This window comes from Rhodococcus sp. SJ-3 (genome assembly GCF_051918125.1).
Lineage (GTDB): Bacteria > Actinomycetota > Actinomycetes > Mycobacteriales > Mycobacteriaceae > Rhodococcus.
This window is the reverse complement of record NZ_CM123306.1, coordinates 274,710-296,762: the sequence shown is the minus strand read 5'-3', so window position 1 is coordinate 296,762 and position 22,053 is coordinate 274,710. Positions and strand designations below refer to the sequence as shown.

Annotated in this window: 24 protein-coding genes and 1 riboswitch; of the genes, 12 read left to right on the top strand and 12 right to left on the bottom strand. The window is 65.6% G+C overall.

Features of this window, described 5'->3' with window-relative positions:
* The first annotated feature begins 5 nt into the window (after positions 1-5).
* Positions 6-290 (top strand): DUF3017 domain-containing protein, encoded by a 285-nt coding sequence (locus ACTDXD_RS01435; protein ID WP_440125446.1) that lies wholly within the window; start codon positions 6-8, stop codon positions 288-290.
* A gap of 23 nt (positions 291-313) precedes the next feature.
* On the opposite strand, the gene metX is transcribed toward ACTDXD_RS01435, so the two are convergent.
* Complete coding sequence (gene metX / locus ACTDXD_RS01430) at positions 314-1,441, bottom strand: homoserine O-acetyltransferase MetX (protein WP_440125445.1); 1,128 nt, start codon at positions 1,439-1,441, stop codon at positions 314-316.
* Positions 1,442-1,551: 110 nt separating this feature from the next.
* Positions 1,552-1,666: riboswitch (SAM riboswitch) on the bottom strand.
* A gap of 276 nt (positions 1,667-1,942) precedes the next feature.
* Here metX and ACTDXD_RS01425 point away from each other — a divergent pair.
* The 5 genes from ACTDXD_RS01425 to ACTDXD_RS01405 all read left to right on the top strand — a co-directional run bounded on the left by ACTDXD_RS01425 (position 1,943) and on the right by ACTDXD_RS01405 (position 7,401).
* Entirely contained in the window at positions 1,943-3,166 is a 1,224-nt protein-coding gene (locus ACTDXD_RS01425; protein WP_440125444.1) for an NADP-dependent isocitrate dehydrogenase, read from the top strand.
* A gap of 117 nt (positions 3,167-3,283) precedes the next feature.
* A complete protein-coding gene (locus ACTDXD_RS01420; RefSeq protein ID WP_440125443.1) occupies positions 3,284-4,087 on the top strand; it encodes an exodeoxyribonuclease III in 804 nt (267 codons plus the stop codon).
* 45 nt (positions 4,088-4,132) lie between these two features.
* Entirely contained in the window at positions 4,133-5,182 is a 1,050-nt protein-coding gene (gene trpS, locus ACTDXD_RS01415; RefSeq protein WP_440125442.1) for a tryptophan--tRNA ligase, read from the top strand.
* A gap of 17 nt (positions 5,183-5,199) precedes the next feature.
* Positions 5,200-6,246 carry an inner membrane protein YhjD gene (yhjD, locus tag ACTDXD_RS01410; protein ID WP_440125441.1) on the top strand — a complete coding sequence of 349 codons (1,047 nt, stop codon included), beginning with the start codon at positions 5,200-5,202 and terminating at the stop codon, positions 6,244-6,246.
* A 114-nt stretch (positions 6,247-6,360) separates the two neighbouring features.
* Positions 6,361-7,401, top strand: a complete 1,041-nt coding sequence (locus ACTDXD_RS01405) for an NAD(P)-dependent alcohol dehydrogenase (RefSeq protein ID WP_440125440.1) — start codon at positions 6,361-6,363, stop codon at positions 7,399-7,401.
* A 79-nt stretch (positions 7,402-7,480) separates the two neighbouring features.
* Here ACTDXD_RS01405 and ACTDXD_RS01400 read toward each other — a convergent pair whose 3' ends face one another.
* From ACTDXD_RS01400 to sdhC, 4 genes are read right to left on the bottom strand one after another with little or no spacing between them, the layout of a single operon-like run.
* Entirely contained in the window at positions 7,481-8,260 is a 780-nt protein-coding gene (locus ACTDXD_RS01400) for a succinate dehydrogenase iron-sulfur subunit (RefSeq protein ID WP_440125438.1), read from the bottom strand.
* A complete protein-coding gene (gene sdhA / locus ACTDXD_RS01395) occupies positions 8,260-10,011 on the bottom strand; it encodes a succinate dehydrogenase flavoprotein subunit (RefSeq protein ID WP_440125437.1) in 1,752 nt (583 codons plus the stop codon). Before sdhA ends, ACTDXD_RS01400 begins: the two co-directional genes overlap by 1 nt.
* A gap of 15 nt (positions 10,012-10,026) precedes the next feature.
* On the bottom strand, positions 10,027-10,467 hold the full coding sequence (locus ACTDXD_RS01390; RefSeq protein WP_440125436.1) for a succinate dehydrogenase hydrophobic membrane anchor subunit: 441 nt from the start codon (positions 10,465-10,467) through the stop codon (positions 10,027-10,029).
* A gap of 1 nt (position 10,468) precedes the next feature.
* Positions 10,469-10,876: a succinate dehydrogenase, cytochrome b556 subunit gene (gene sdhC, locus ACTDXD_RS01385; protein WP_440125435.1), complete on the bottom strand. Its 408-nt coding sequence runs from the start codon at positions 10,874-10,876 to the stop codon at positions 10,469-10,471.
* 300 nt (positions 10,877-11,176) lie between these two features.
* Here sdhC and ACTDXD_RS01380 point away from each other — a divergent pair, with 300 nt between their 5' ends.
* From ACTDXD_RS01380 to ACTDXD_RS01370, 3 genes are read left to right on the top strand one after another with little or no spacing between them, the layout of a single operon-like run.
* Positions 11,177-11,548, top strand: coding sequence for a cytidine deaminase (locus tag ACTDXD_RS01380; protein ID WP_440127493.1), 372 nt, complete (start codon positions 11,177-11,179; stop codon positions 11,546-11,548).
* Complete coding sequence (locus ACTDXD_RS01375) at positions 11,541-12,824, top strand: thymidine phosphorylase (RefSeq protein ID WP_440125434.1); 1,284 nt, start codon at positions 11,541-11,543, stop codon at positions 12,822-12,824. The genes ACTDXD_RS01380 and ACTDXD_RS01375 overlap by 8 nt, the downstream gene beginning before the upstream one ends.
* A gap of 18 nt (positions 12,825-12,842) precedes the next feature.
* Entirely contained in the window at positions 12,843-13,931 is a 1,089-nt protein-coding gene (locus ACTDXD_RS01370; protein ID WP_440125433.1) for an adenosine deaminase, read from the top strand.
* 42 nt (positions 13,932-13,973) lie between these two features.
* Here ACTDXD_RS01370 and ACTDXD_RS01365 read toward each other — a convergent pair whose 3' ends face one another.
* From ACTDXD_RS01365 to ACTDXD_RS01345, 5 genes are all read right to left on the bottom strand, one after another.
* The gene (locus ACTDXD_RS01365) at positions 13,974-15,200 is read right to left on the bottom strand and encodes a primosomal protein (RefSeq protein WP_440125432.1); all 1,227 of its coding nucleotides are present in this window, start codon (positions 15,198-15,200) and stop codon (positions 13,974-13,976) included.
* 57 nt (positions 15,201-15,257) lie between these two features.
* Positions 15,258-15,557 (bottom strand): YbaB/EbfC family nucleoid-associated protein, encoded by a 300-nt coding sequence (locus ACTDXD_RS01360; protein ID WP_440125430.1) that lies wholly within the window; start codon positions 15,555-15,557, stop codon positions 15,258-15,260.
* Positions 15,558-15,596: 39 nt separating this feature from the next.
* Positions 15,597-15,911 (bottom strand): hypothetical protein, encoded by a 315-nt coding sequence (locus tag ACTDXD_RS01355; RefSeq protein ID WP_440125429.1) that lies wholly within the window; start codon positions 15,909-15,911, stop codon positions 15,597-15,599.
* A gap of 81 nt (positions 15,912-15,992) precedes the next feature.
* Positions 15,993-17,009, bottom strand: coding sequence for a C40 family peptidase (locus tag ACTDXD_RS01350; protein ID WP_440125428.1), 1,017 nt, complete (start codon positions 17,007-17,009; stop codon positions 15,993-15,995).
* Positions 17,009-17,368, bottom strand: coding sequence for a type VII secretion target (locus ACTDXD_RS01345; RefSeq protein WP_440125427.1), 360 nt, complete (start codon positions 17,366-17,368; stop codon positions 17,009-17,011). Before ACTDXD_RS01345 ends, ACTDXD_RS01350 begins: the two co-directional genes overlap by 1 nt.
* Before the next feature lie 104 nt (positions 17,369-17,472).
* Here ACTDXD_RS01345 and upp point away from each other — a divergent pair, with 104 nt between their 5' ends.
* Both upp and ACTDXD_RS01335 read left to right on the top strand, forming a co-directional pair.
* Complete coding sequence (gene upp, locus ACTDXD_RS01340; protein ID WP_440125426.1) at positions 17,473-18,096, top strand: uracil phosphoribosyltransferase; 624 nt, start codon at positions 17,473-17,475, stop codon at positions 18,094-18,096.
* A 176-nt stretch (positions 18,097-18,272) separates the two neighbouring features.
* Positions 18,273-18,968 carry an MspA family porin gene (locus ACTDXD_RS01335; RefSeq protein ID WP_440125425.1) on the top strand — a complete coding sequence of 232 codons (696 nt, stop codon included), beginning with the start codon at positions 18,273-18,275 and terminating at the stop codon, positions 18,966-18,968.
* A gap of 7 nt (positions 18,969-18,975) precedes the next feature.
* Here the strand turns inward: ACTDXD_RS01335 and ACTDXD_RS01330 are convergent, their stop codons facing one another.
* Both ACTDXD_RS01330 and ACTDXD_RS01325 read right to left on the bottom strand, forming a co-directional pair.
* Complete coding sequence (locus ACTDXD_RS01330) at positions 18,976-20,451, bottom strand: phospho-sugar mutase (protein ID WP_440125424.1); 1,476 nt, start codon at positions 20,449-20,451, stop codon at positions 18,976-18,978.
* Entirely contained in the window at positions 20,448-21,287 is an 840-nt protein-coding gene (locus tag ACTDXD_RS01325; RefSeq protein ID WP_440125423.1) for a purine-nucleoside phosphorylase, read from the bottom strand. Before ACTDXD_RS01325 ends, ACTDXD_RS01330 begins: the two co-directional genes overlap by 4 nt.
* 64 nt (positions 21,288-21,351) lie before the next feature.
* Between ACTDXD_RS01325 and ACTDXD_RS01320 the strand changes: the two genes are divergently transcribed.
* Positions 21,352-22,050 carry an enoyl-CoA hydratase/isomerase family protein gene (locus ACTDXD_RS01320; protein ID WP_440125422.1) on the top strand — a complete coding sequence of 233 codons (699 nt, stop codon included), beginning with the start codon at positions 21,352-21,354 and terminating at the stop codon, positions 22,048-22,050.
* Positions 22,051-22,053 lie beyond the last annotated feature (3 nt).

Below are 22,053 nucleotides of genomic sequence, written 5' to 3'. Positions count from 1 at the left end.
AGCAGATGGACAGTTCGGTGCGTCTTACACGACTGAACCTGCCGCTGCTGGCGGTCACCGTGGTGATCGCCGCGGCGGTGGTCCTCGTGCTGGCCGATCGCTGGCGCCGAGGCGCTTTCGTGTTCGGTGGTGCGATGATCCTCGCGGGGATTCTCCGCTGGGCTCTCGACTCCGATCAGGTGGGAGTGCTCGCGGTGCGAAGCAAACGCTTCGACGTGGCAGCGATGCTCGCCATGGGTGGGGCGATCGTCGGACTGGCTGTCTCGATCGACCCCCTGGGCACAGGGTAGGGGGAACAGGCCGGCGAGCGCTGTTACGCGCTCGCCAGCTCCATCAGCTCGACGAGCAGCTTCGCGACCGCGTCGGCCTCGGTGAGGAAGCCGTCGTGTCCGTCGCGTGATTCGAGCACGCGCAGCCCGGCGCAATGGGGGAGACCGTCTGCGATCTCCTGCTGCAATCGAATCGGGTAGAGACGATCCGAATCGACGCCCGCGACGATCGTCGGTACCTGCGTGCTCGCCAATGCGGCCTCGACGCCACCGCGACCGCGGCCTACGTCGTGCCGGTTCATCGCGTCGCTCAGTACCACGTAGGTCCCGGGGTCGAACCGCTTGACGAGCTTCGCTGCCTGGTGGTCGAGGTAGCTCTGCACGGCGTAGCGTCCGTCACGCCACGGATCCTCGTCGTCTTGAGGGAGGTTGGCGAACCGCGAGTCGAGTTCTTCCTCGCTGCGATACGAGAGATGGGCCATGCGCCGCGCGATACCCAGCCCGGCCTCGGGCCGGCGGCCGGTCTCGTAGTAGTCGCCGCCCTGCCAGTCCGGATCCGCCATGATGGCAGCGATCTGGGTGCTCTGGACACCGATCTGATCGGCGGTTGCGCGGGAGCCGACCGCGAGGACCAGTGCCGCCCGCACCCGGCTCGGGTGGGAGACGACCCATTCGAGCGAACGCATGCCGCCCATCGATCCACCCGTCACCGCGGCCAATGTCTCGATGCCGAGGGCGTCGAGAAGGGCAGCTTCCGCGGTGATCTGATCGCGGATGGTGATCCGCGGGAAACGGGAGCCCCACGGTTTGCCGTCGGGCGCGGTGCTGCCCGGGCCGGTGGTGCCCTGGCATCCGCCGAGGACGTTCGTGGCCACCACGCACCACCGGTCGGTGTCGATCGGCGCGCCGGGGCCGACCATGCCGGACCACCAGCCTGGCGACGGGTGATCCGGTCCGGCCGGTCCGGTGATGTGTGAGTCCCCGGTCAGCGCGTGCTCGACGAGCACGACGTTGTCGCGGGTGGGTGACAGCGCGCCCCACCGCTGCAGAGCGACGGTGACATCGGGAAGGATGGCACCGCTTTCGAGGGTGATGCTGCCGATGTCGATGGTGTCGAGCTTTCCGTCTTCTGCGGGAAGCTCGATCCGTCGACGGTTGGTACCTGTTGTCAAGATGCGACCGCCTCGAGGCCAGTGGTGATGGTCAATGTGTCCTGCTTGCCATGTCGGGGCACTGGGACGAGAGCCGGTATCGACAGTCCATCAGCATTTCGAACCTCCCAAGAGCCGGCTTGTCGTCTGCGGTGCGCCGACGACCGTGTCCTCACCCGGAGCACCCCACCCTGGCCGGAGGGTTGCCGACCAGCAAGCCGGGGCTTCGCGCTGGCACTCATGACCTCGTCGGCAGTCTAACGGCTGGATCCTAGGGCTCGACACGCGGCTCTCGACCTTCCCTCCGCCTGCGCCCGAGCAGCAAGAAAGTTACCGGTCAGTAGCGCTTGGGGGCCGCAGCCGGGGTTGTGCGTGCATCGAATAGCAGTACGCTTGTTCTGTTTGGCTCAGTACCCGACGCGTGCGGAGCCATGCTCAGACGCCTGAGCTGAAGGCGGTCGCATTCCGGAAGTGCGGCCGCTCGGGGACTCGACTGCCGTCCAAGGAGGACACGAACCGCGTATGTCCAAGATCAAGGTTGAGGGTAAGGTCGTCGAACTCGACGGCGACGAGATGACGCGCATCATCTGGCAGTTCATCAAAGACAAGCTCATTCATCCCTATCTGGATGTGGATCTCGAGTACTACGACCTCGGCATCGAGAACCGTGATGCGACCGACGACCAGGTCACCATCGATTCCGCGAACGCCATCAAGAAGCACGGCGTCGGTGTCAAGTGCGCGACCATCACCCCGGACGAGGCGCGGGTCGAGGAGTTCGGCCTGAAGAAGATGTGGCGGTCACCCAACGGCACTATTCGTAACATCCTCGGCGGCACCATCTTCCGTGCACCCATCATCATCTCCAACGTGCCCAGGTTGGTTCCGGGTTGGACGAAGCCGGTCATCGTCGGCCGTCACGCATTCGGCGACCAGTACCGTGCCACAGACTTCAAGGTCCCCGGCGCAGGCACCGTCACCATCACCTACACGCCGGACGACGGTTCCGAACCGATCGAGCACGAGGTGTGCAGGATCCCCGAGGACGGCGGCGTCGTCATGGGTATGTACAACTACAAGAAATCCATCCAGGACTTCGCACGCGCCTCGCTGTCCTACGGTCTGCAGCGCAACTACCCGGTATACCTGTCCACCAAGAACACGATCCTCAAGGCCTACGACGGCATGTTCAAGGACGAGTTCCAGCGGATCTACGAGGACGAGTTCAAGGCGGAGTTCGACGCTGCCGGACTGACCTACGAGCACCGCCTGATCGACGACATGGTGGCGTCGTCCCTCAAGTGGGAAGGCGGCTACGTCTGGGCCTGCAAGAACTACGACGGTGACGTCCAGTCCGACACTGTTGCGCAGGGCTACGGCTCGCTCGGACTCATGACTTCCGTGTTGATGACTCCGGACGGCAGGACCGTCGAAGCGGAGGCCGCACACGGCACCGTCACCCGGCACTACCGGCAACATCAGCAGGGCAAGCCGACATCGACCAATCCCATTGCGTCGATCTTCGCGTGGACACGCGGTCTCGAGCACCGCGGCAAACTCGACAGCACATTCGAGGTGATCGAGTTCGCGCAGGCACTCGAGGACGTCGTCATCAAGACCGTCGAGGCAGGCAGCATGACCAAAGACCTTGCACTGCTCGTCGGTCCCGAACAATCGTGGCTGACCACCGAGGAGTTCCTCGGCACGCTCGACGAGAACCTGCAGAAGGCCCGCGCCTCGCAGTAGCGTTGCCGCGTCGAGAACCGACGCGTCGACGAGCAGTACGCGCGACGAGACGGGCCGCCCCATCGGGGACATCCCGTGCTTTCCGCTCTGTCTGTGGAGTCGGATACGGTGTGCGGCGTGTCCCTCACCATCACCACCGTGAATGTCAACGGCGTGCGCGCTGCGGCAGGAAAGGGCCTGCTGGCCTGGCTCGAAACCTCCGCTGCCGACATCGTCTGCCTCCAGGAAGTACGCGCGACCGAGAAGCAGTTCCACGCCGCGATCGCGCCCGCCCTGGACGCCGGTTGGCATGTCACGGGATCAGAGGCGTCCGCGAAGGGACGCGCGGGGGTTGCGATCCTCTCGCGCACGCCGGCGGACGCCGTCCGCGTGGGTTTCGACGTCGACGAGTACGTCGACTCGGGCCGCTACATCGAGGCGGATTTCGGGGCCGTGACGGTCGGCAGCCTCTACCTGCCCACTGGGGAAGCCGGAACCCCGAAGCAGGACGACAAAGAACGCTTCATGAAGGGTTTTTCCGCGTATCTGGGAGAGCGCGCCTCCGACGTCGTTTCGGCCGGTCGGGACATGGTGGTGTGCGGCGACTGGAACATCGCCCACACCGAGCGCGACATCAAGAACTGGAAGGGCAACGTCAAGAAATCGGGCTTCCTGCCCGAAGAACGCGACTGGGTGGGCGATCTGCTCGCCACCGGCCGATGGCACGACGTCGTGCGTGACGTCCACGGCGACGTCGCAGGCCCCTACTCCTGGTGGTCCTACCGCGGTAAGGCCTTCGACACCGACGCCGGCTGGCGCATCGACTACCACCTCGTGACGCCCGCGCTGGCGGAGCGGGTCGTCGACGCCCGGGTCGAACGCGCCGCGACGTATGCGGAACGCTGGTCCGATCATGCGCCGGTGACCGTCCGATTCCACTGACACCTCCTGCGGCGGCCGGATCCGGTGCGTGAAAGTATCGAGGCCATGTCGACGCCAGATCAGAACACCACAGCGCAGGACTCCCGGCCGGCCGCCAGGCCCCGGGTGCTCTCGGGCATCCAGCCCACCTCGGATTCGTTCCACCTCGGGAACTTTCTGGGGGCGTTGCAGCAGTGGGTTCCGGCGCAGGACGAGAACGACGCCTTCTACTTCATCCCCGACCTGCACGCCATCACGGTGCCGCAGAAACCGAAGGAGCTGCGGCAGCGGGTCCTCGTTGCCGCAGCGCAGCTGCTTGCGATCGGGATCGATCCGGAGCGCTCAGTGCTGTTCGTGCAGAGCCAGGTTCCCGAGCATGCCGAGTTGTCCTGGGTGCTCAACTGCCTCACCGGTTTCGGTGAAGCGAGCCGCATGACGCAGTTCAAGGACAAGTCGGCCAAGCAGGGGTCCGATCATGCGAGCGTCGGCCTGTTCACCTATCCGGTGCTCATGGCCGCGGACATCCTTCTCTACCGCGCCCACAAGGTCCCCGTCGGTGAGGACCAGCGCCAGCACCTCGAGCTCACCCGCGACCTCGCGCAGCGTTTCAACAAGCGGTTCGGAAAGACCTTCGTCGTTCCGGAGCCTCAGATCGTCAAGGGCACAGCCAAGATCTACGACCTGCAGGACCCGACGTCGAAGATGAGCAAGTCGGCGGCCACCGATGCCGGCCTGATCAATCTGCTCGACGACCCGAAGATCTCGGCGAAGAAGATCAAGTCGGCGGTGACCGACAACGACCGTGAGATCCGATTCGACCCGGAGAACAAGCCGGGCGTGAGCAACCTGCTCACCATCCAATCAGCACTGTCGGGCCGCTCGGTCGACGAACTCGTCGCCGGGTACGACGGCAAGGGCTACGGCGATCTGAAGGGGGACACCGCCGAGGTCCTCACCGAGTTCGTGACTCCGCTGCGCGCGAAGGTGGATGAGTACCTCGCAGACGAAGCGGAACTGCTCCGAATCCTGTCGAACGGAGCGGAGCGGGCACGCGAGGTCGCTTCCCGGACGCTGACGCAGGTCTATGACAAGGTGGGATTCCTACCCCGGAATTGACCCGTAAGGAGACCCAGATGGTCGGTGAGCCGGACGGCGACAAGAAGCCGAGTTTTCTCGAGCGTCAGCGTGCGGCCCGACCGTGGCTCGACCATCTGGTGCGGTCCGGTGTGCGGTATCAGGAGAACAAGGGCGACTATTACGCTGCGGGCCTGACCTACTTCACGGTTCTTGCGATCGTTCCGGTCATCATGGTCGGGTTCTCGATAGCCGGTTTCGTCCTTGCCGGTCGGCCCGAGATGCTCGAGCAGATAAGCGCGGCGATCACCGAGAACATTCCCGGTGAACTCGGTGGCACCGTCCAGGGAATCATCGATTCCGCGATCGATTCCCGCGGCGCGGTGGGGGTCATCGGTCTGATCACCGCGTCGTACGCCGGCCTGGGCTGGATGGCGAACCTGCGGGATGCCCTCACCGCGATGTGGGACCATCCGCGCGAGAAGGGGAACTTTCTCGTCGTCAAGCTCAAGGACGGCGGTGCGTTGATCAGCCTGGGTTTGGCGATGGTCGTGTCGTTGGGATTGTCCGCGGTCAGCAGCGGGCCGGTGATGCGGTGGATCGTGGAACTGCTGAACATCGAGAACATCGTCGGTGTGGGTGTGCTTCTGCGTATCGTCGCTCTTCTCATTGCGGTCACTGCCACGAGTGCGGTGTTCACGTGGGTCATCGCCCGGCTGCCCCGTGAGCCGGTCACCTTCCGCAGCGCGATCCTCGGCGGTGTGATCGCGGGAATCGGCTTCGAAATCCTCAAACAGGCCGGCTCGATCTACCTCGAGAGTGTTCTCCAGGGCCCCGCAGGTGTCGCGTTCGGTCCGATACTCGGCATCCTGGTTTTCGGAAACATCACTGCGCGACTGGTGTTGTTCTGCACCGCATTCGCCGCGTCGACGAAGGCGAACTTGGCACTCGCGTATGTCCCGGCGCCGGATTCCGCGATCATCACCCCGCGTGTACAGGTCAACGAGGGGACAGGGGTGCGCGGCGGGATCGCGCTGGTGGGGGCCGGTGTCCTCGGTGGCGCACTGCTCGGATCGCGGGTCCGGAACCGGCGTTCGCGCGGTTAGGCGCCGGATTCAGGTCTGCGGCCCCGACTGCCTACGCACCGCTTCGATGAACAGGGCCGGTCGATTCGGTGAGATCACCTGCCACCGCTGCCGATCGGCCGTACCGTCGAAACCATGAAAGCCGTCCAGTACACCGAGATCGGTGCGGAACCGGTCGTCGTAGAGATTCCCACGCCTTCCCCTGGTCCCGGCGAGGTTTTGCTGAAGGTCACCGCTGCGGGCCTGTGCCACTCCGACATCTTCGTAATGGATCTCCCCACCGATGCCTACGGATACGGGCTGCCGCTGACCCTCGGCCACGAGGGAGCCGGTACCGTCGCCGAACTGGGTGCAGGCGTCGGCAACCTCGCGGTCGGCGATGCGGTCGCCGTGTACGGGCCGTGGGGGTGCGGTGACTGCCATGCGTGTGCCCGCGGCCGCGAGAACTACTGCGCCCGTGCTTCGGACCTCGGGATCACCCCGCCGGGGCTCGGTTTCCCCGGATCCATGGCCGAATACATGATCGTCGATTCGACCCGGCACCTCGTGCCCATCGGTGATCTCGACCCGGTCACCGCGGCGCCGCTGACCGACGCGGGTCTGACCCCATATCACGCGATCAACCGGGTGCTGCCGCTCCTCGGACCCGGGTCCACCGCGGTGGTGGTCGGTGTCGGCGGACTCGGTCACGTCGGTATCCAGATCCTGCGGGCGATCAGCGCGGCCCGGGTCGTCGCGGTCGATCTCGACGACGACCGGCTCGCACTGGCCCGCACCGTCGGCGCCGATGCCGCGATCCGATCCGATGCGGGAGCGGCCGCTGCGATCCGCGACCTCACCGGTGGGCAGGGTGCGACCGCGGTGTTCGATTTCGTCGGAGCCCAGGCGACGATCGACATGGCCCAGCAGGTCGTGGCGATCGACGGTCACATCTCGATCGTCGGAATCCACTCCGGCGCCCACGCGAAGGTCGGTTTCTTCCTCGTTCCGTTCGGTGCCTCCGTCGTGACCCCGTACTGGGGGTCACGTACTGAACTGATGGAGGTGATCGCCCTCGCGCGAGCCGGCAGGCTCGACATCCACACCGAGACTTTCACCCTCGACGAAGGTCCAGAGGCGTACCGGAGGTTGCGTGAGGGCACCATCCTCGGCCGAGGCGTAGTCGTTCCCGGCTGAGAGGACATGGTTTCAGATACAGCGAAGGCCCGCACACGAGTGTGCGGGCCTTCGTCGGGGCTGCAGTGGTGGTCTGCTGTCAGCGTGCAAACATCAGCGCGCGCTTGACTTCCTGGATCGCCTTCGTCACCTGGATGCCGCGAGGGCATGCGTCAGTGCAGTTGAAGGTGGTGCGGCAGCGCCACACGCCTTCCTTGTCGTTGAGGATGTCCAGCCGCTCGGCGGCACCTTCGTCACGCGAGTCGAAGATGAACCGGTGAGCGTTGACGATGGCAGCGGGACCGAAGTAGCTGCCGTCGCTCCAGTACACCGGGCACGAGGTGGTGCAGCAAGCGCACAGGATGCACTTGGTGGTGTCGTCGAAACGTGCGCGGTCGTGCTGTGACTGGATGCGCTCGCGGGTCGGCTCGTTGCCGGTCGCGATGAGGAACGGCTTGACGGCACGGAACGCGTCGAAGAACGGTTCCATGTCGACGATGAGATCCTTCTCGACGGGCAGGCCGCGGATGGGCTCGATCGTGATGGTGACCGGCTTGCCGTCCTTGGGCAGCATGTCCTTCATGAGGATCTTGCAGGCCAGGCGGTTGACGCCGTTGATCCGCATCGCGTCGGACCCGCACACACCGTGTGCACAGCTGCGCCGGAACGTGAGGGTGCCGTCGAGGTAGCCCTTCACGTACAGCAGCAGGTTGAGCATGCGGTCGGTGGGAAGCGCGGGAACCTGGAAGGAGTCCCAGTGCTGGCCCTTGCCGTCCTCCGGGTTGAACCGGGCGATCTTGAGCGTGATCATGGTCGCGCCCTCGGGCACGGGAGGCAGCTCGGACGCGGAGACGCTGTCGTTCTTCTCGATAGTTGTCATCAGTACTTACGCTCCATGGGCTCGTACCGGGTCTGGACCACCGGCTTGTAGTCCAGGCGGATGTCGGAGATCAGGTCCTCGCCCACCTTGTAAGCCATGGTGTGCTTCATGTAGGTCGCGTCGTCCCGGTCGGGGTAGTCCTCGCGGGCGTGACCGCCGCGCGATTCCTTGCGGTTGAGGGCACCGACGACGGTCACCTCGGCCATTTCGAGCAGGAAGCCGAGCTCGAGGGCCTCGAGCAGGTCGCTGTTGTAGCGCTTGCCCTTGTCGTGGACGGTGATCTCCTTGTAGCGCTTCTTCAGCTCATGGACATCATTGAGCGCCTGTGTCAGCGTCTCCTCGGTGCGGAACACCGATGCGTTGTTGTCCATCGACTGCTGGAGGTCGCGGCGGATATCGGCGACGCGCTCACTGCCACCCTGGTGCAGGATGAGGTCGAGCCAGTCGTCGACGTACTTCGTGGGGTTCTCAGGCAGATCCACGTGCTCGGAGCTGTTCGCGTATTCGGCGGCAGCGATTCCGGCGCGACGACCGAACACGTTGATATCGAGCAGCGAGTTGGTGCCGAGACGGTTGGCGCCGTGCACCGACACGCATGCGCATTCGCCGGCCGCGTACAGACCCTTGACGATCTCGTCGTTGTTGCGCAGGACCTCGCCCTGGACGTTGGTGGGGATACCACCCATGACGTAGTGGCAGGTCGGGTACACCGGAACGAGCTCGGTGACGGGGTCGACGCCGAGGTAGGTCCGTGCGAACTCGGTGATGTCGGGAAGCTTCTCCTCGAGCACCTCCTCGCCGAGGTGGGTCACGTCGATGTAGACATAATCCTTGTTCGGCCCGGCGCCGCGGCCTTCGAGTACCTCGAGCACCATCGAGCGCGCGACGATGTCGCGGGGTGCGAGGTCCTTGATGGTGGGGGCGTAGCGCTCCATGAAGCGTTCGCCATCGGCGTTACGGAGGATGCCACCTTCACCGCGGACGGCTTCGGAGATCAGGATGCCCAGGCCCGCGAGTCCTGTCGGATGGAACTGGTGGAATTCCATGTCCTCGAGCGGCAGGCCCTTGCGGAAGATGATGCCGAGGCCGTCACCGGTGAGGGTGTGGGCATTGGACGTCGTCTTGTACATGCGGCCTGAACCGCCGGTCGCGAACACGATCGACTTCGCGTGGAAGACGTGGATCTCACCGGTGGCGAGTTCGTACGCGATCACGCCGGTCGCGACGGGCCCGTCCGGGGTCTCCGTCAGAGAGATGTCGAGCGCGTAGAACTCGTTGAAGAACTCGACGTCGTGCTTGACGCAGTTCTGGTACAGCGTCTGCAGGATCATGTGTCCTGTGCGGTCGGCTGCGTAGCACGCACGACGGACCGGGGCCTTGCCGTGGTCACGGGTGTGGCCACCGAATCGACGCTGGTCGATCTTGCCCTCGGGCGTGCGGTTGAACGGAAGGCCCATCTTCTCGAGGTCGAGGACCGCGTCGATGGCTTCCTTCGCCATGATCTCGACAGCGTCCTGGTCGGCGAGGTAGTCGCCGCCCTTGACGGTGTCGAATGTGTGCCACTCCCAGTTGTCTTCCTCGACGTTCGCCAGGGCAGCACACATGCCACCCTGTGCGGCGCCGGTGTGGCTGCGAGTGGGGTAGAGCTTGGTCAGAACCGCGGTGCGGGCCCGGGGGCCTGCTTCGATCGCGGCGCGCATTCCGGCGCCACCTGCACCGACGATGACCACGTCGTAACGATGTTCCTGCATGAAGTCTTGGCTCCCCTAGCTCGCAACGATGTTGGGATCGAAGGTGAAGATCACGTAGGTACCCAGACCCATGATCAGGATCATCGACACGACCAGGATCGTGTTGAGCCAGAACCGGGTGGAGTCCTTGCGTGCGTAGTCCGCGATGACGGTGCGCAGACCGTTGCCACCGTGCAGCTGTGCGAGCCACAGCATCGACAGGTCCCAAACCTGCCAGAACGGGCTGGACCATCGACCCGCGACGAAGGCGAAGTTGATGCGGTGCACGCCGTCGTCGAGCATCAGCATGATCAGCAGGTGGCCGAGCACCAGGATGATCAGTGCGACGCCGGACAGGCGCATGAACATCCACGCGTACAGCTCGAAGTTGTTCTTCGCTGCGCGACGCGGAGACCGCGGATTGTCGAGGCTGGCCGGGCGGTCGTACGACGTGCCCAGGGTCTTCGCTTCGGTCATGTCAGTGCCCCGCAAACATGTTGTAGAAGATGCGAATGGTCGCGGGGATCATCACCACGAACCAGATCGCCAGGATCGTCCAGAGCATCACGCGCTGGTACTTCGGGCCCTTGGACCAGAAGTCGATCAGCATGACGCGCAAGCCGTTGAGAGCGTGGTAGAGCACCATGGCCACCAGGCCGAGCTCCATCAGGCCGACGATCGGGTTCTTGTAGGTGTCGATGACCGCGTCATAGGTCTCGGGGTTGACCCGGACGAGTGCGGTATCGAGGACGTGGACGAATAGGAAGAAGAACGTCGCCACGCCGGTGATCCGGTGTAGAACCCAGGACCACATGCCGGGGTCCCCCCGGTATAGCGACCGTGTGCGCCCCGCCGGTGCGGGGGCGGCTTCAGTCGTGCTGCTCATCGAGTGCTGTGCCTCCAACGTCAATGGTGGACGCGTCGAGCCGCTCTCGCTGTGGAAATCCGCAGTACCGGGCCCGACGTGAAACCTGAACCGACTTGGCTCGACTCTAAACCCATCGCAAAGCCGGGAACTAATCTCCCGGCTGATTCGTACGGGGGTGAAATCATAAGTTAGGTTTGCCTTTCCAACTGTGATCACGGGCGGTGGGGGCGTCGAAGCGTTGCGTAGGCCACCATGGAAGGATGGGAAACCGTGCCGGAAATTGACTGGAAGTCCTTGCGCGCCAAAGCACATGAGGTGATGGCTCGTGCCTATGCTCCCTACTCGAGGTTTCCGGTGGGGGCTGCGGCTCTCACTGTGGACGGCCGGACTGTGAGCGGGTGCAATGTGGAAAATGTCTCACACGGATTGGGTCTTTGTGCCGAATGCGTACTCGTCGGTAACTTGATCTCCGGTGGTGGAGGGCGTCTTCGAGCGGTCGCCGTGTGCGACGGTCGCGGGGAAATACTGGTGCCATGCGGCCGATGCAGGCAGGTCCTTCTCGAGCACGGTGGCCCCGGTCTGCTCATCGACACCACAACCGGTCCCCGCTCGATGTCGGAACTCCTTCCCGATGCCTTCGGTCCCGAGCACCTCGCCGCGGTGGGCCCCGAGGGGGGTGGCCATGCCTGAGATCGCCTCGATCATCCGGAGCAAGCGCGACGGCTTCGAACTGACCGGATCCGAAATCGACTGGGTGATAGAAGCGTTCACTCACGGGATCGTCGCCGACGAGCAGATGTCCGCGCTTGCCATGGCCATCTACTTCCGCGGAATGAGTCGCACCGAGACTTCGCGCTGGACAACGGCGATGATCGACTCGGGCCGGCGGCTCGACTTCACCGGCCTGGGGCTGCGTACTGTCGACAAGCATTCGACCGGTGGGGTGGGGGACAAGATCACCTTGCCGCTCGCTCCGTTGGTGGCCGCGTGCGGCGTGGCGGTGCCCCAGCTGTCGGGTCGCGGTCTCGGACATACCGGGGGCACGCTCGACAAGCTCGAATCGATTCGCGGGTGGCGTGCCGAGCTGAGCACCGCCGAGATGGCCGAGATCCTCACCGACCCTGCCGTCGGGGCCGTCGTCTGCGCCGCCGGCGCGGATCTGGCGCCTGCCGACCGGAAGCTCTACGCGCTGCGCGACGTGACCGGCACCGTCGAATCGATCCCACTGATCGCCAGTTCGATCATGAGCAAGAAGATCGCCGAAGGCGCGGGAGCGCTCGTTCTCGACGTGAAGGTCGGCAGCGGGGCGTTCATGAAGGAACTCGGAGAAGCCCGCGAGCTCGCCAGGACGATGGTGGAACTCGCTTCCGATGCCGGTCTGAGCACCACTGCCCTGCTCACTCGGATGGACACACCGCTCGGGCGCACCGTGGGTAATGCCCTCGAAGTGGGCGAGGCGATCGAGGTACTCGCAGGCGGTGGTCCCGAGGACGTCGTCGAACTGACGCTCGCGCTCGCCCGCGACATGCTCGCAGCGGCGGGCGTCGACGATATCGACCCCGCCGATCGGCTTCGCGACGGGTCTGCGATGGACCGCTGGCGTTCGATGATCGTCGCTCAGGGCGGTGACCCCGATGCGTCGCTACCGACCGCGTCCTGCACCGAGACCATGTACGCCGAGTCGGACGGGATCCTGATCGGCCTTGATGCCATGGCCGTCGGACTCTGCGCGTGGCGGCTCGGTGCGGGCCGCACGCATCAGGGCAGCGCTGTGCAGGCAGGCGCGGGTGTCGAACTGCACGTGGTACTCGGCGATTCGGTCCGTGCGGGCCAGCCGATCGCAACACTCCATACCGACACGCCACAGGCGTTCCCGACCGCGCTCACGAGTTTGCGCGACGGAGTGCAGATCGGAACAGAGCCGCCGGAGCGGCGCCCGCTCGTCATCGAGCGGATCACCGAGTAGGCGACTACCGTCCGAGACATGAACGAGCAGCCGAGCGGGGCGCGGCTCCGGATCGCGCCCAAAGTGGTCCTGCACGACCACCTCGACGGCGGGCTGCGGCCCGAATCGATCCTTCAACTCGCCGGGGAGTGTGGTCATCGACTGCCTGCCGATACCGCAGACGGACTCGCCTCGTGGTTCCGTGACTCCGCCGACAGCGGGTCGCTCGAACGTTACCTGGAGACCTTCGAGCACACCGTTGCCGTGATGCAGACTCCCGAAGGTCTCGAGCGGGTCGCGCGGGAATGCGTCGTCGATCTCGCGGGCGACGGCGTCGTCTACGCAGAGGTGCGGTTCGCGCCCGAACAGCATCTCGAGCGGGGTCTGAGTCTCGACCGTGTGGTCGAGCATGTCCTCGAAGGATTCCGGGCCGGGGAGTCGGAAGTAGCAGCGGCAAGTGGGCGACGCATTCGGGTGGGATGCCTGCTCACCGCGATGCGGCATGCTGCCCGTTCTCGGGAGATCGCCGAACTGGCCGTGCGGTACCGCGACCGCGGGGTCGTCGGATTCGACATCGCGGGGGCCGAGGCCGGAAATCCTCCGAGCAGACATCTCGATGCTTTCGAGTACACGCGCGCCGCGAACGCACATTTCACGATTCACGCCGGTGAGGCGTTCGGCCTGCCGTCGATCCATGAGGCGGTCGCATTCTGCGGTACCGACCGTCTCGGGCATGGCGTACGCATCGTCGACGACATCACCGTCGGCTCGGATGGCGAGGCAACCCTCGGTCTGCTTGCGAACTACGTGCGGGACAAGAGAATTCCGTTGGAGCTGTGCCCCAGTTCCAACGTGCAGACCGGTGCAGTGCGAACGATCGAGGAACACCCCTTCGACCTGCTCGCCCGCCTGCGTTTCCGCGTGACCGTCAACACCGACAACCGGCTGATGAGCGACACTACGATGACGCGGGAGATGTCTCGGCTCGTCGAGGCGTTCGGCTACGGGTGGTCGGATCTCGAGCGTTTCACCATCAACGCGATGAAATCGGCGTTCCTCCCGTTCGACCAGCGCCTCGAACTGATCGACGAGGTGATCAAGCCCGGATACGCAGTGCTCGTGGGGTGAGCACCCGGTAGGCACCGCCCCGCGTGGTCCGCGCGGAGAGCCTCACAGCTTGCGTAGATGGGCCTCGAACTCACGCTCGAGGTCGCGCCACGCGACGGCCTCTGCATCGAACGGGGCGCTCGGCGCGGGCCTGCTTGCATCCGGTTCGATCACGTAGTTGACGAACCAGCCGAGCTCGGTGGATCCGGCAAGGGCGGCGTCGGTTGCGTCCTCGCCGACGTAGTTCGCGGCATCGGTGAACAGCTCGACGGCGAGTTCCATCTGCTCGGGATCGACCGCGGCTACGCCTTCGACGATGTCGTCGGCGATGCCTGTGAGCACGTAGACGTTGTCCTCGGTGACCGCGACCTCGAGTGAGCCGTCGGTGGCGGCGTGCCTGATGGTCTCGTAGGTCTCCAGCGGTGCCAGATCATGGTCGTGGTTGTCGGCAAGGTACCGGCCGAGCGCGCGTTCGGACCCGAATACGAGGATCGAGCCCTCGAAGCCGAGGAACACGGCGTCATCGTCGAGATAGCACCGCAGCGTGAACCACGTGCCCTCGCTGGTGATGATCTTGATGGGATCGATGCCCACGGACGTCCAGAAGTCGTCGCCCGCCTCGTCGTCGACGTACTCGTATTCGTCGTCCTCGGCATCATCGACCGCGTCGTCCGCCTCGACATCGTTCTCGTCGACCGCGACCAGTTCGGATTCGATCTCCGAGACGGCTGCCTCATCTGTGTCGGGGGTCGTGACGACCGCGTCGAGTGCGTCGATCACGTCGTCCCAATCCTGGACCACCGCGGCACCGAGCTCGTTCCACAGATCCGCGCCGGTGCGGTCGTCGAACGCCGCGACACCGTAGCGAAGGACCGTGTCCACTTCGGGCCGCTCGAAGAACTTGGTGACCACATCGAGCTCGCACACGTCGCCGAGAATGCTGACGATGTCGAAGGTGTCCTGGAGCTCCGAGACGAAGACCGGGTCGAGGTCGCCCGCCACCAGCTCCGGGACTCCGACCAGATCGAATGCGTGGGCCTCGTCGGGCTCGAATTCGACGGCGGCGAGCTTCGACACGACAGGCCACGCCGGATGCTCGACGAGATCGTTGTCGTTGTTCGCACGCACGAACGCGACGAGGTGCGCGACCGACGGGAACCCGTACAGGTCGTCGCCGTGGCCGAGGAAGGCCTCCCACTCGTCATCACCTTCGCGCCACTTCGGCGCCCACAAGGTGACGAGGTCGCCGTGGGTGAGACCGAGTTCGATCGGGACGATGTCTCCAGCCATGGCGCGAAGCCTAGCCATTGCGGCGTCGAAGATATAGCGGGGGAGGGGAGAAAAGCGTCACGCGAGTGCACTCCGCAGGTCTTGGAGCAGACGGGCACGTTCCGCGCCGGCTCGGCGCGCGGCCTCGTGAGCGGTCGCGAGGATCTCGGATCCGAGCGCGGCCGCGTCGCGCCGGGTCACTGATTCTGCCAGTTCCAGGCGTGTCAAGGCGCCGCGACCGTCGACGTGCGCGACGATGCTGCCGTCCACGTTCTTCGCGGAACCCCGCACCGTGCGGAGTCCGTCGAGTGTGTGCTCGAGCGCGCCGAGCTGTGTGCGTACACGGTCGACGATCTGCTCGACCTGTTGTTCACTCATGAGCTGCTGTCCTTCGGACTCGTGGTGCCGGGTTGCCGGTCACAGAGGGCGGTGGATGAAGGCCGGGTGCGGGCCGTGACCTTCGTGGTCGCGTTCGATATCGGGGAGGTCGGCGCAGGTGGGCATGCCCATCCGGTCGAGGACGTCGCTGTGAACGCCCTGTGCCGAGAGTTGCTCGCGCCGCAGAATCGCCGCTTCGAGCGCTGCCTGGCGATTGAGCGCCACGATGGCTTCGGCGAGTTGTGCGGCTGGGAACCGCAGTTCACGCGGGTCGATCCGCAGATCGATCGGGAGGCCTTCGTCGGTGGAGCGGACTCGGATCGTGCCTGCAGTGTTCTGTGCTGTTGCTGTCACCGGGACTGTCTTGTTGGTGTCCATACACGGTTGGACGCATCAGGCGGCGTATCGGTTCCACCGGGCCAGGGAAAGGTTCGGTCACTCGGTAGGCCGATAGAAGCCCTGGAAGCCCATCCCACCGTTCGTGGTGCGGATCGGGGTCACCGAGACGGGGTCGCCTGCTTCGATCATCATCCCGCCACCGACCACCATTGCGACGTGCCCGTCCCAGACCGCGAGGTCGCCCGGAAGCACGGACCCGGCGTCGACAGGCGTACCGACATCCTGTTCCTGTGCGAGACGCGGAATCGCGACACCGGCTTCCCCGTATGCCCACTGGGTCAGGCCGCTGCAGTCGAGTCCGCGGCCGGGAGTGGTACCACCCCACACGTACGGCGTCCCCTGTTGGCCGAGCGCGCGACGAACGGCTTCGGCAGCGGTCGGGTTCGGAGCATGCGCGACAGAGCCGTCGGGCAACGCCACCGCGACCCCTGCGCCGGCCTCGGCTGCCGAGCCGCTCATCGTGGAGATCTCGCCGTATTCCGCCGGCCGTCCTCCTGGTGCGGCCGGTACGGTGCCACTCTCTGCCGGAGGCAGAACTCCCGTCGGTGGCTCGGGGAGCAATGCTGTCACCTTCGCGGTGAGTTCGGAGAGGGACGACGTCACTCGGGTGAGAACGTCCAGACCCTCGACGATGTGCTCGATTGCAGCGGTGATCAGCATCAATTGGCCCTGCGGGAGAGCCAGCGCGGGTGCTGCCTGCTGGGCGAGCCTGACGAACGAATCGATGATGCGCTTCAACTCGGCCGCCCCGGTGGCAACCGTGACGGTCGCCTCGAGCGCGCTCGTGGCGAGCTCGATGCCTCGGTCGACGGCGCCGATGGTGTCGGCGAGAATCCGCTCGGCGCTGCCGATTGCCGCTTCGGCGGCGGTGCCGGTCCACCCCCACGAGAGCTCAGCGAGCGCGTTCCGGCAGCCGGCTTGGGCTTCTTCTGCCATCGCGCATCCCGCGCGCAGGCCGCTGCCCGGGTCGTAGCCTGCAGGCGCGTCGGAACCGAGGGTTCCGAGCAGATCATGAAGGGGCGAGACGAGGGTGTCTGCGCCCACCCCGGCCATCACAGGGCGCCCTCGGAGCTGCCCAGCACGTCGGTGCTGCCGTGCAGGGCAATGACGGTTTCGTTCTCGGTGCGTTCGTAGGCGGCCGCGGTCAGCGTCGCCATCGTGCTCATTCCCGAGAAAGCCTCGCGAATCCGATCGAGTTCGCAAGAGTGACCGTCGTATGCGGCGGTGAAGGCGGCGAGGAAGTCGGCACCGACCGGTCCGAGCAGGGGTATGAGCGCGGCCGGGTCGCTCGATCCGGTACGGAGTCCGGCCTGGTCGACCTGGTCGGCGAGTTCCGCGGCGACGCGACCGAAGCCCGCGATCACCGCTGTATCAGCATGGAGTGTTCCAGTGTCGGTCTGTGGGTGGGGCACCGCTCGTCTCCTCGTTCACCGATGGATCTGTGTCACATAATGTGTGTCACATTGTTTCGACGCACCGGACGGCACTTCGGTTCCGTCGTTCTATCCTTCGATTCATGGACTCGCTCGTGGTCGACCACCCGCTCGCCGCTTCCCTGCTCACAATTCTTCGGGATGAACGCAGCGACAATGCTGCATTCAGGCACGCCCTGCGCCGACTCACTCAAATGTTGATCTACGAGGCGGTGCGCGAGGCCCCGCTCGAGACGTTCGAGGTTCGCACTCCCGTCACCGTCACGACCGGCGTCCGGTTGAAGCAACCGCCGCTGCTCGTTCCGGTATTGCGTGCCGGGCTCGGCATGGTCGAGCAAGCGCACGCCCTGATACCGCAGGCGCAGGTCGGGTTCGTGGGGCTTGCCCGCGACGAGGAGACCTTCGAACCGGTGCCGTATCTGGAATCGCTACCCGAGGACCTGTCGGGGCTGCCGGTGTTCGTGCTCGATCCGATGCTCGCGACCGGTGGCTCGATGGTGCAGACGCTGGACATGCTCGCGTCGCGCGGCGCGACCGACATCACCGCGGTGTGCGTGGTGGCTGCGCCGCAGGGAGTCGAGACGCTTGCCGCGTCGGGGCATCCGGTACGTCTGGTGACCGCGTCGATCGACGAGGGGCTCAACGAGGCGAAGTACATAGTGCCGGGATTGGGAGACGCGGGCGACCGGCAGTTCGGACCGCGCTGATACCGCCGGGGGTATGTTACCAATGTGTTCGATGGGTCTGGTGTGACGAAAGAGTGTTTCTGATTCGTAATTGAACGGTGACCGGCTTTGCCATGTCGCGGCTGCGACATCGTTACGCTGCTGGCTGTTCGCAACGTCCGTTGCGACGAATTACCTCTGCGGAACAGGGAAATGCGATGCGCAACAGACTGTCCTACGCATGTAAGAAACCAGCTTTCCGAGTGGCCGTACTCGGTGCGGCCGCGGTTCTCGGAGTGTTCGCCAACCCGGCAGCCGCGAGCGCCGCTGTCGACAATGCGAGGGTCCTTCCGCTCGACGGTGGCCGCGCAATCGAAGTGGCTCAGGCCGACACGTCCATCCAGTGGTACCCCCCACTCGACAGCTCACCGCTCAGCGTCGAATTCTTTGCCGACGGAACGACAACCGTCCGGATCACCGGGTACGAGGCGGCTCGAGCGACGGGGACGAAGCTTACCGTCGGGTATCAGATCGGCTATCCGGCCGCGCTTCCCGGCGCGGTCGCCCACGTCGTCACCCCGGGGCTGAACATCGGCGGAGACAATACCGCCAACCTGGGTGTGGAGATCATCCCCGACCTCGCGGTGGGCGTCGATCTCGGTACCGCGACCGGCTGGGACGCCTCGATCATCCCGGAACAGGAACTGGAGGTCGACCTCCAGCCTGGCGGTATCACCGACATACCGATCATCGAAGATCACCAATTCGACGGCGACACGGCCACAGTGCGGTTCGCGGGCATCCACGGTTCGGTCTCCGGTGCGCTCGGTCCGGTCACCTTGCGGCCGTATGCGAAGGCGGTGACCTCCTCCAATGATGTCGTCGTCACCTATGGTGCACCGCACCGCTTCTGACGCGCGCCTACTCGGGAATCAGGCCGGTTGCCCAGTGGCGTAATGCCTCCAGCGAGGCACTCGCGGCCTCGCGATCGCCGCCTCGGGACACGGCTTCGAGGTAGCACTTGAGCTTCGGCTCGGTGCCCGAGGGCCTGACCACCACGCGGACCGTGTCGCCCTCGAAAGCGAGCGCGTCGGTGTTCAACGGCCCCGGGTCGGCGGCGAAGTCGGTCACGGTCACCGGTTGCGATGCCAGTTCGGACGGGGCGCAGTGCCTCAACCCGGACATGATCGTGTCGATCTGTGCGAGATCGGCGACACGGAACGACACCTGGTCGCCCACGTGCACCCCGAACTCGCGATGCAGGTCGTCGAGTGCATCGACGAGGGTTCGATCCGATGCCTTCAACTCGGCCGCATAGTCGGCGACCACGACCGCCGTACCGATTCCGTCCTTGTCGCGCACGAACTCGGGATCGACGCAATGCCCGATCGCTTCTTCGTACGCGTAGACCAGACCCTCACCGGCGCGGGCGAGCCATTTGAAGCCGGTGAGAGTCTGGGCGAATCGGGCTCCGCGCGCGGCAGCCAGCGTGCCGAGCAGCGTCGAGGAAACGATGGTCGTCGCCACGAGCGACCCGGCCGGTGCGTTCTCGAGGATGCGGTCGCCGAGCAGCACACCGGTTTCGTCGCCGCGCAGCATTCGCCACCCGGACGCGGTGGGCACTGCGACCGCACACCGGTCGGCGTCCGGATCCAACGCGATCGCAATGTCGGCGTGGACGTCTGCGGCGAGGTCGAGCAGGGCGTCGACGGCCCCCGATTCCTCCGGGTTCGGGAACACGACCGTCGGGAACGCGGGATCGGGTTCGAACTGCGTGGCGACGACGTGCACATCGGTGAAGCCTGCCGCGTGGAGCGCAGCGACCGCGGTTGTGCCTCCGACGCCGTGCAACGGCGTCAACGCGATTCTCAGGCTCCGGTACGGCGAGCGTGGCAGCGTCGACACCCGCGCGAGATAGCGGTCGACCATGTCGTCGCCCGAGGTCGTCACTGCTGCACGAGGAACCGAGTCGGCCTCCGGCGTGTCGTCGATCGCTGCCTCGATCTGTCTGTCGGCCGGCGAGACGATCTGGGCTCCTCCCGCCAGGTACACCTTGTAACCATTGTCGGACGCCGGGTTATGTGACGCGGTGATCTGTACTCCTGCAACCGCATTCATTTCGCGAACGGCGTATGCGGTGACCGGGGTCGGAAGCGGTCGGGGGAGGGCGACGACGTCGAACCCGGCGGCGGCGAGTACCTCGGTGGTCGCGGCGAAGAACTCTGCGGATCCGGTGCGCGCGTCGCGCCCTACGACTACTGCGCCGCCGCGGCAGCCCTGCTCGACCAGCCATGCCGCGAGGCCCGCCGTCGTGCGCACGACGGTTGCGACGTTCATGCAGTCCGGTCCGTCGCCGACGGGTCCGCGCAGCCCTGCTGTCCCGAACCGGAGGGTCATGACCTGGCTGCCAGGTCGCGCAGCAGATCACCCATGCGGATCGCAGCGTTTCGCCCTGCGGCGAGGACCTCCTGGTGGTCGAGGGGGGCGCCCGTGATGCCCGCCGCCGCATTGGTGACCAGCGAAAGTCCGAGGACGCGCGCCCCTGCCGCACGCGCGGCGATTGTCTCGTGCACCGTCGACATGCCCACGAGGTCCGCGCCGAGCACACGCAGCATCCGGATCTCGGCGGGAGTTTCGTAGTGCGGCCCGGGCAGACCGGCATAGACGCCCTCGGGCAGCGTGGGGTCGATCTCGCGGGCGAGTGCGCGCAATTCGGGGCAGTACGCGTCGACGAGATCGACGAACTGGGCTCCGACCAGTGGTGATCGTCCGGTGAGATTGAGGTGGTCGGAGATGAGCACGGGCTGTCCCACCTCGAATTCGGGATCGATGCCACCGGCCGCGTTGGTCAGGATCACTGTGTGGGCTCCCGCCGCGACCGCGGTGCGCACCGGATGGACCACCCTGCTCAGGTCATGGCCCTCATAGGCGTGGGTGCGTCCGGCGAGAACGAGCACCGCCTTCTCCCCGACCGTGAACGAGTGGACGGTACCGGGGTGCCCGGCAGCGGTGGGAGGTGCGAAGCCGGGCAGGTCACTCATCGGGATGCTCGCGTTGGGTTCGCCGAAGCGGTCGACGGCGGCGCGCCAGCCGGAACCCAGGACGACGGCAATGCTGTGCGCGGTGATGCCGGTGCGTTCGGCGACGACGTCGGCCGCGGTCTTGGCTGCTGAGACAGCATCGGCTGCGGCCTTCGCCGCGGCGGCGGGATCGAGGATCTCGGGGGTTTCCATGAGGTCAGACCCTATCGGCACAACAGAAGTTACTCACGAGTAAGGAAGGGGTATTCTCGTGGTCATGCCATACCTCGAACGCGACGGCGACGTCTTCGTCCTCTATCTCGGCAACCAGGGCGAAGAGATCAACGAGAACCGATTCCACCCCGACATGCTGACCGAACTGCACCGCAGGCTCGACGAGGTCGAGGAGCACGAGGGCCCCACCGCCCTCGTCACCGCCGCAACCGGGAAGTTCTGGAGCAACGGCCTGGACACCGACTGGATCTTCGGCAACTTGGCGGACCTCCCCGGTTATCTGGATTCGGTGCACGAACTCTTCGTGCGGCTCCTGACCTTCCAGGCACCCACGGTCGCGGCCGTGCAGGGCCATGCCTTCGGAGCGGGTGCGATGCTCGCCCTCACCCACGACTTCCGGGTGATGCGCGCCGACCGCGGTTTCTGGTGCCTGCCCGAGGTGAACCTGAACATGCCGTTCACCGTCGGCATGTCCGCCCTGATGCGCGAGCGCCTCCCCATCCGGACCGCGGTCGACGCGATGACAACGGGCCGCCGGTTCGGGGGCGTCGATGCAGTCGCCGCAGGCATCGCCGAGCAGCACGTGGACGGCGACGGTGTCCTTGCCGCCGCTGTCGAGAAGGCGGCGGCACTGACCTCGACGCGGGGCAAGAATCTGGGCGGAATCAAGCAAGGGCTGCATGCACCGCTGATCGAGGCACTCCGGACGAAGACGGACGAGTCGAACTTCCGCCTGGGTTGACCA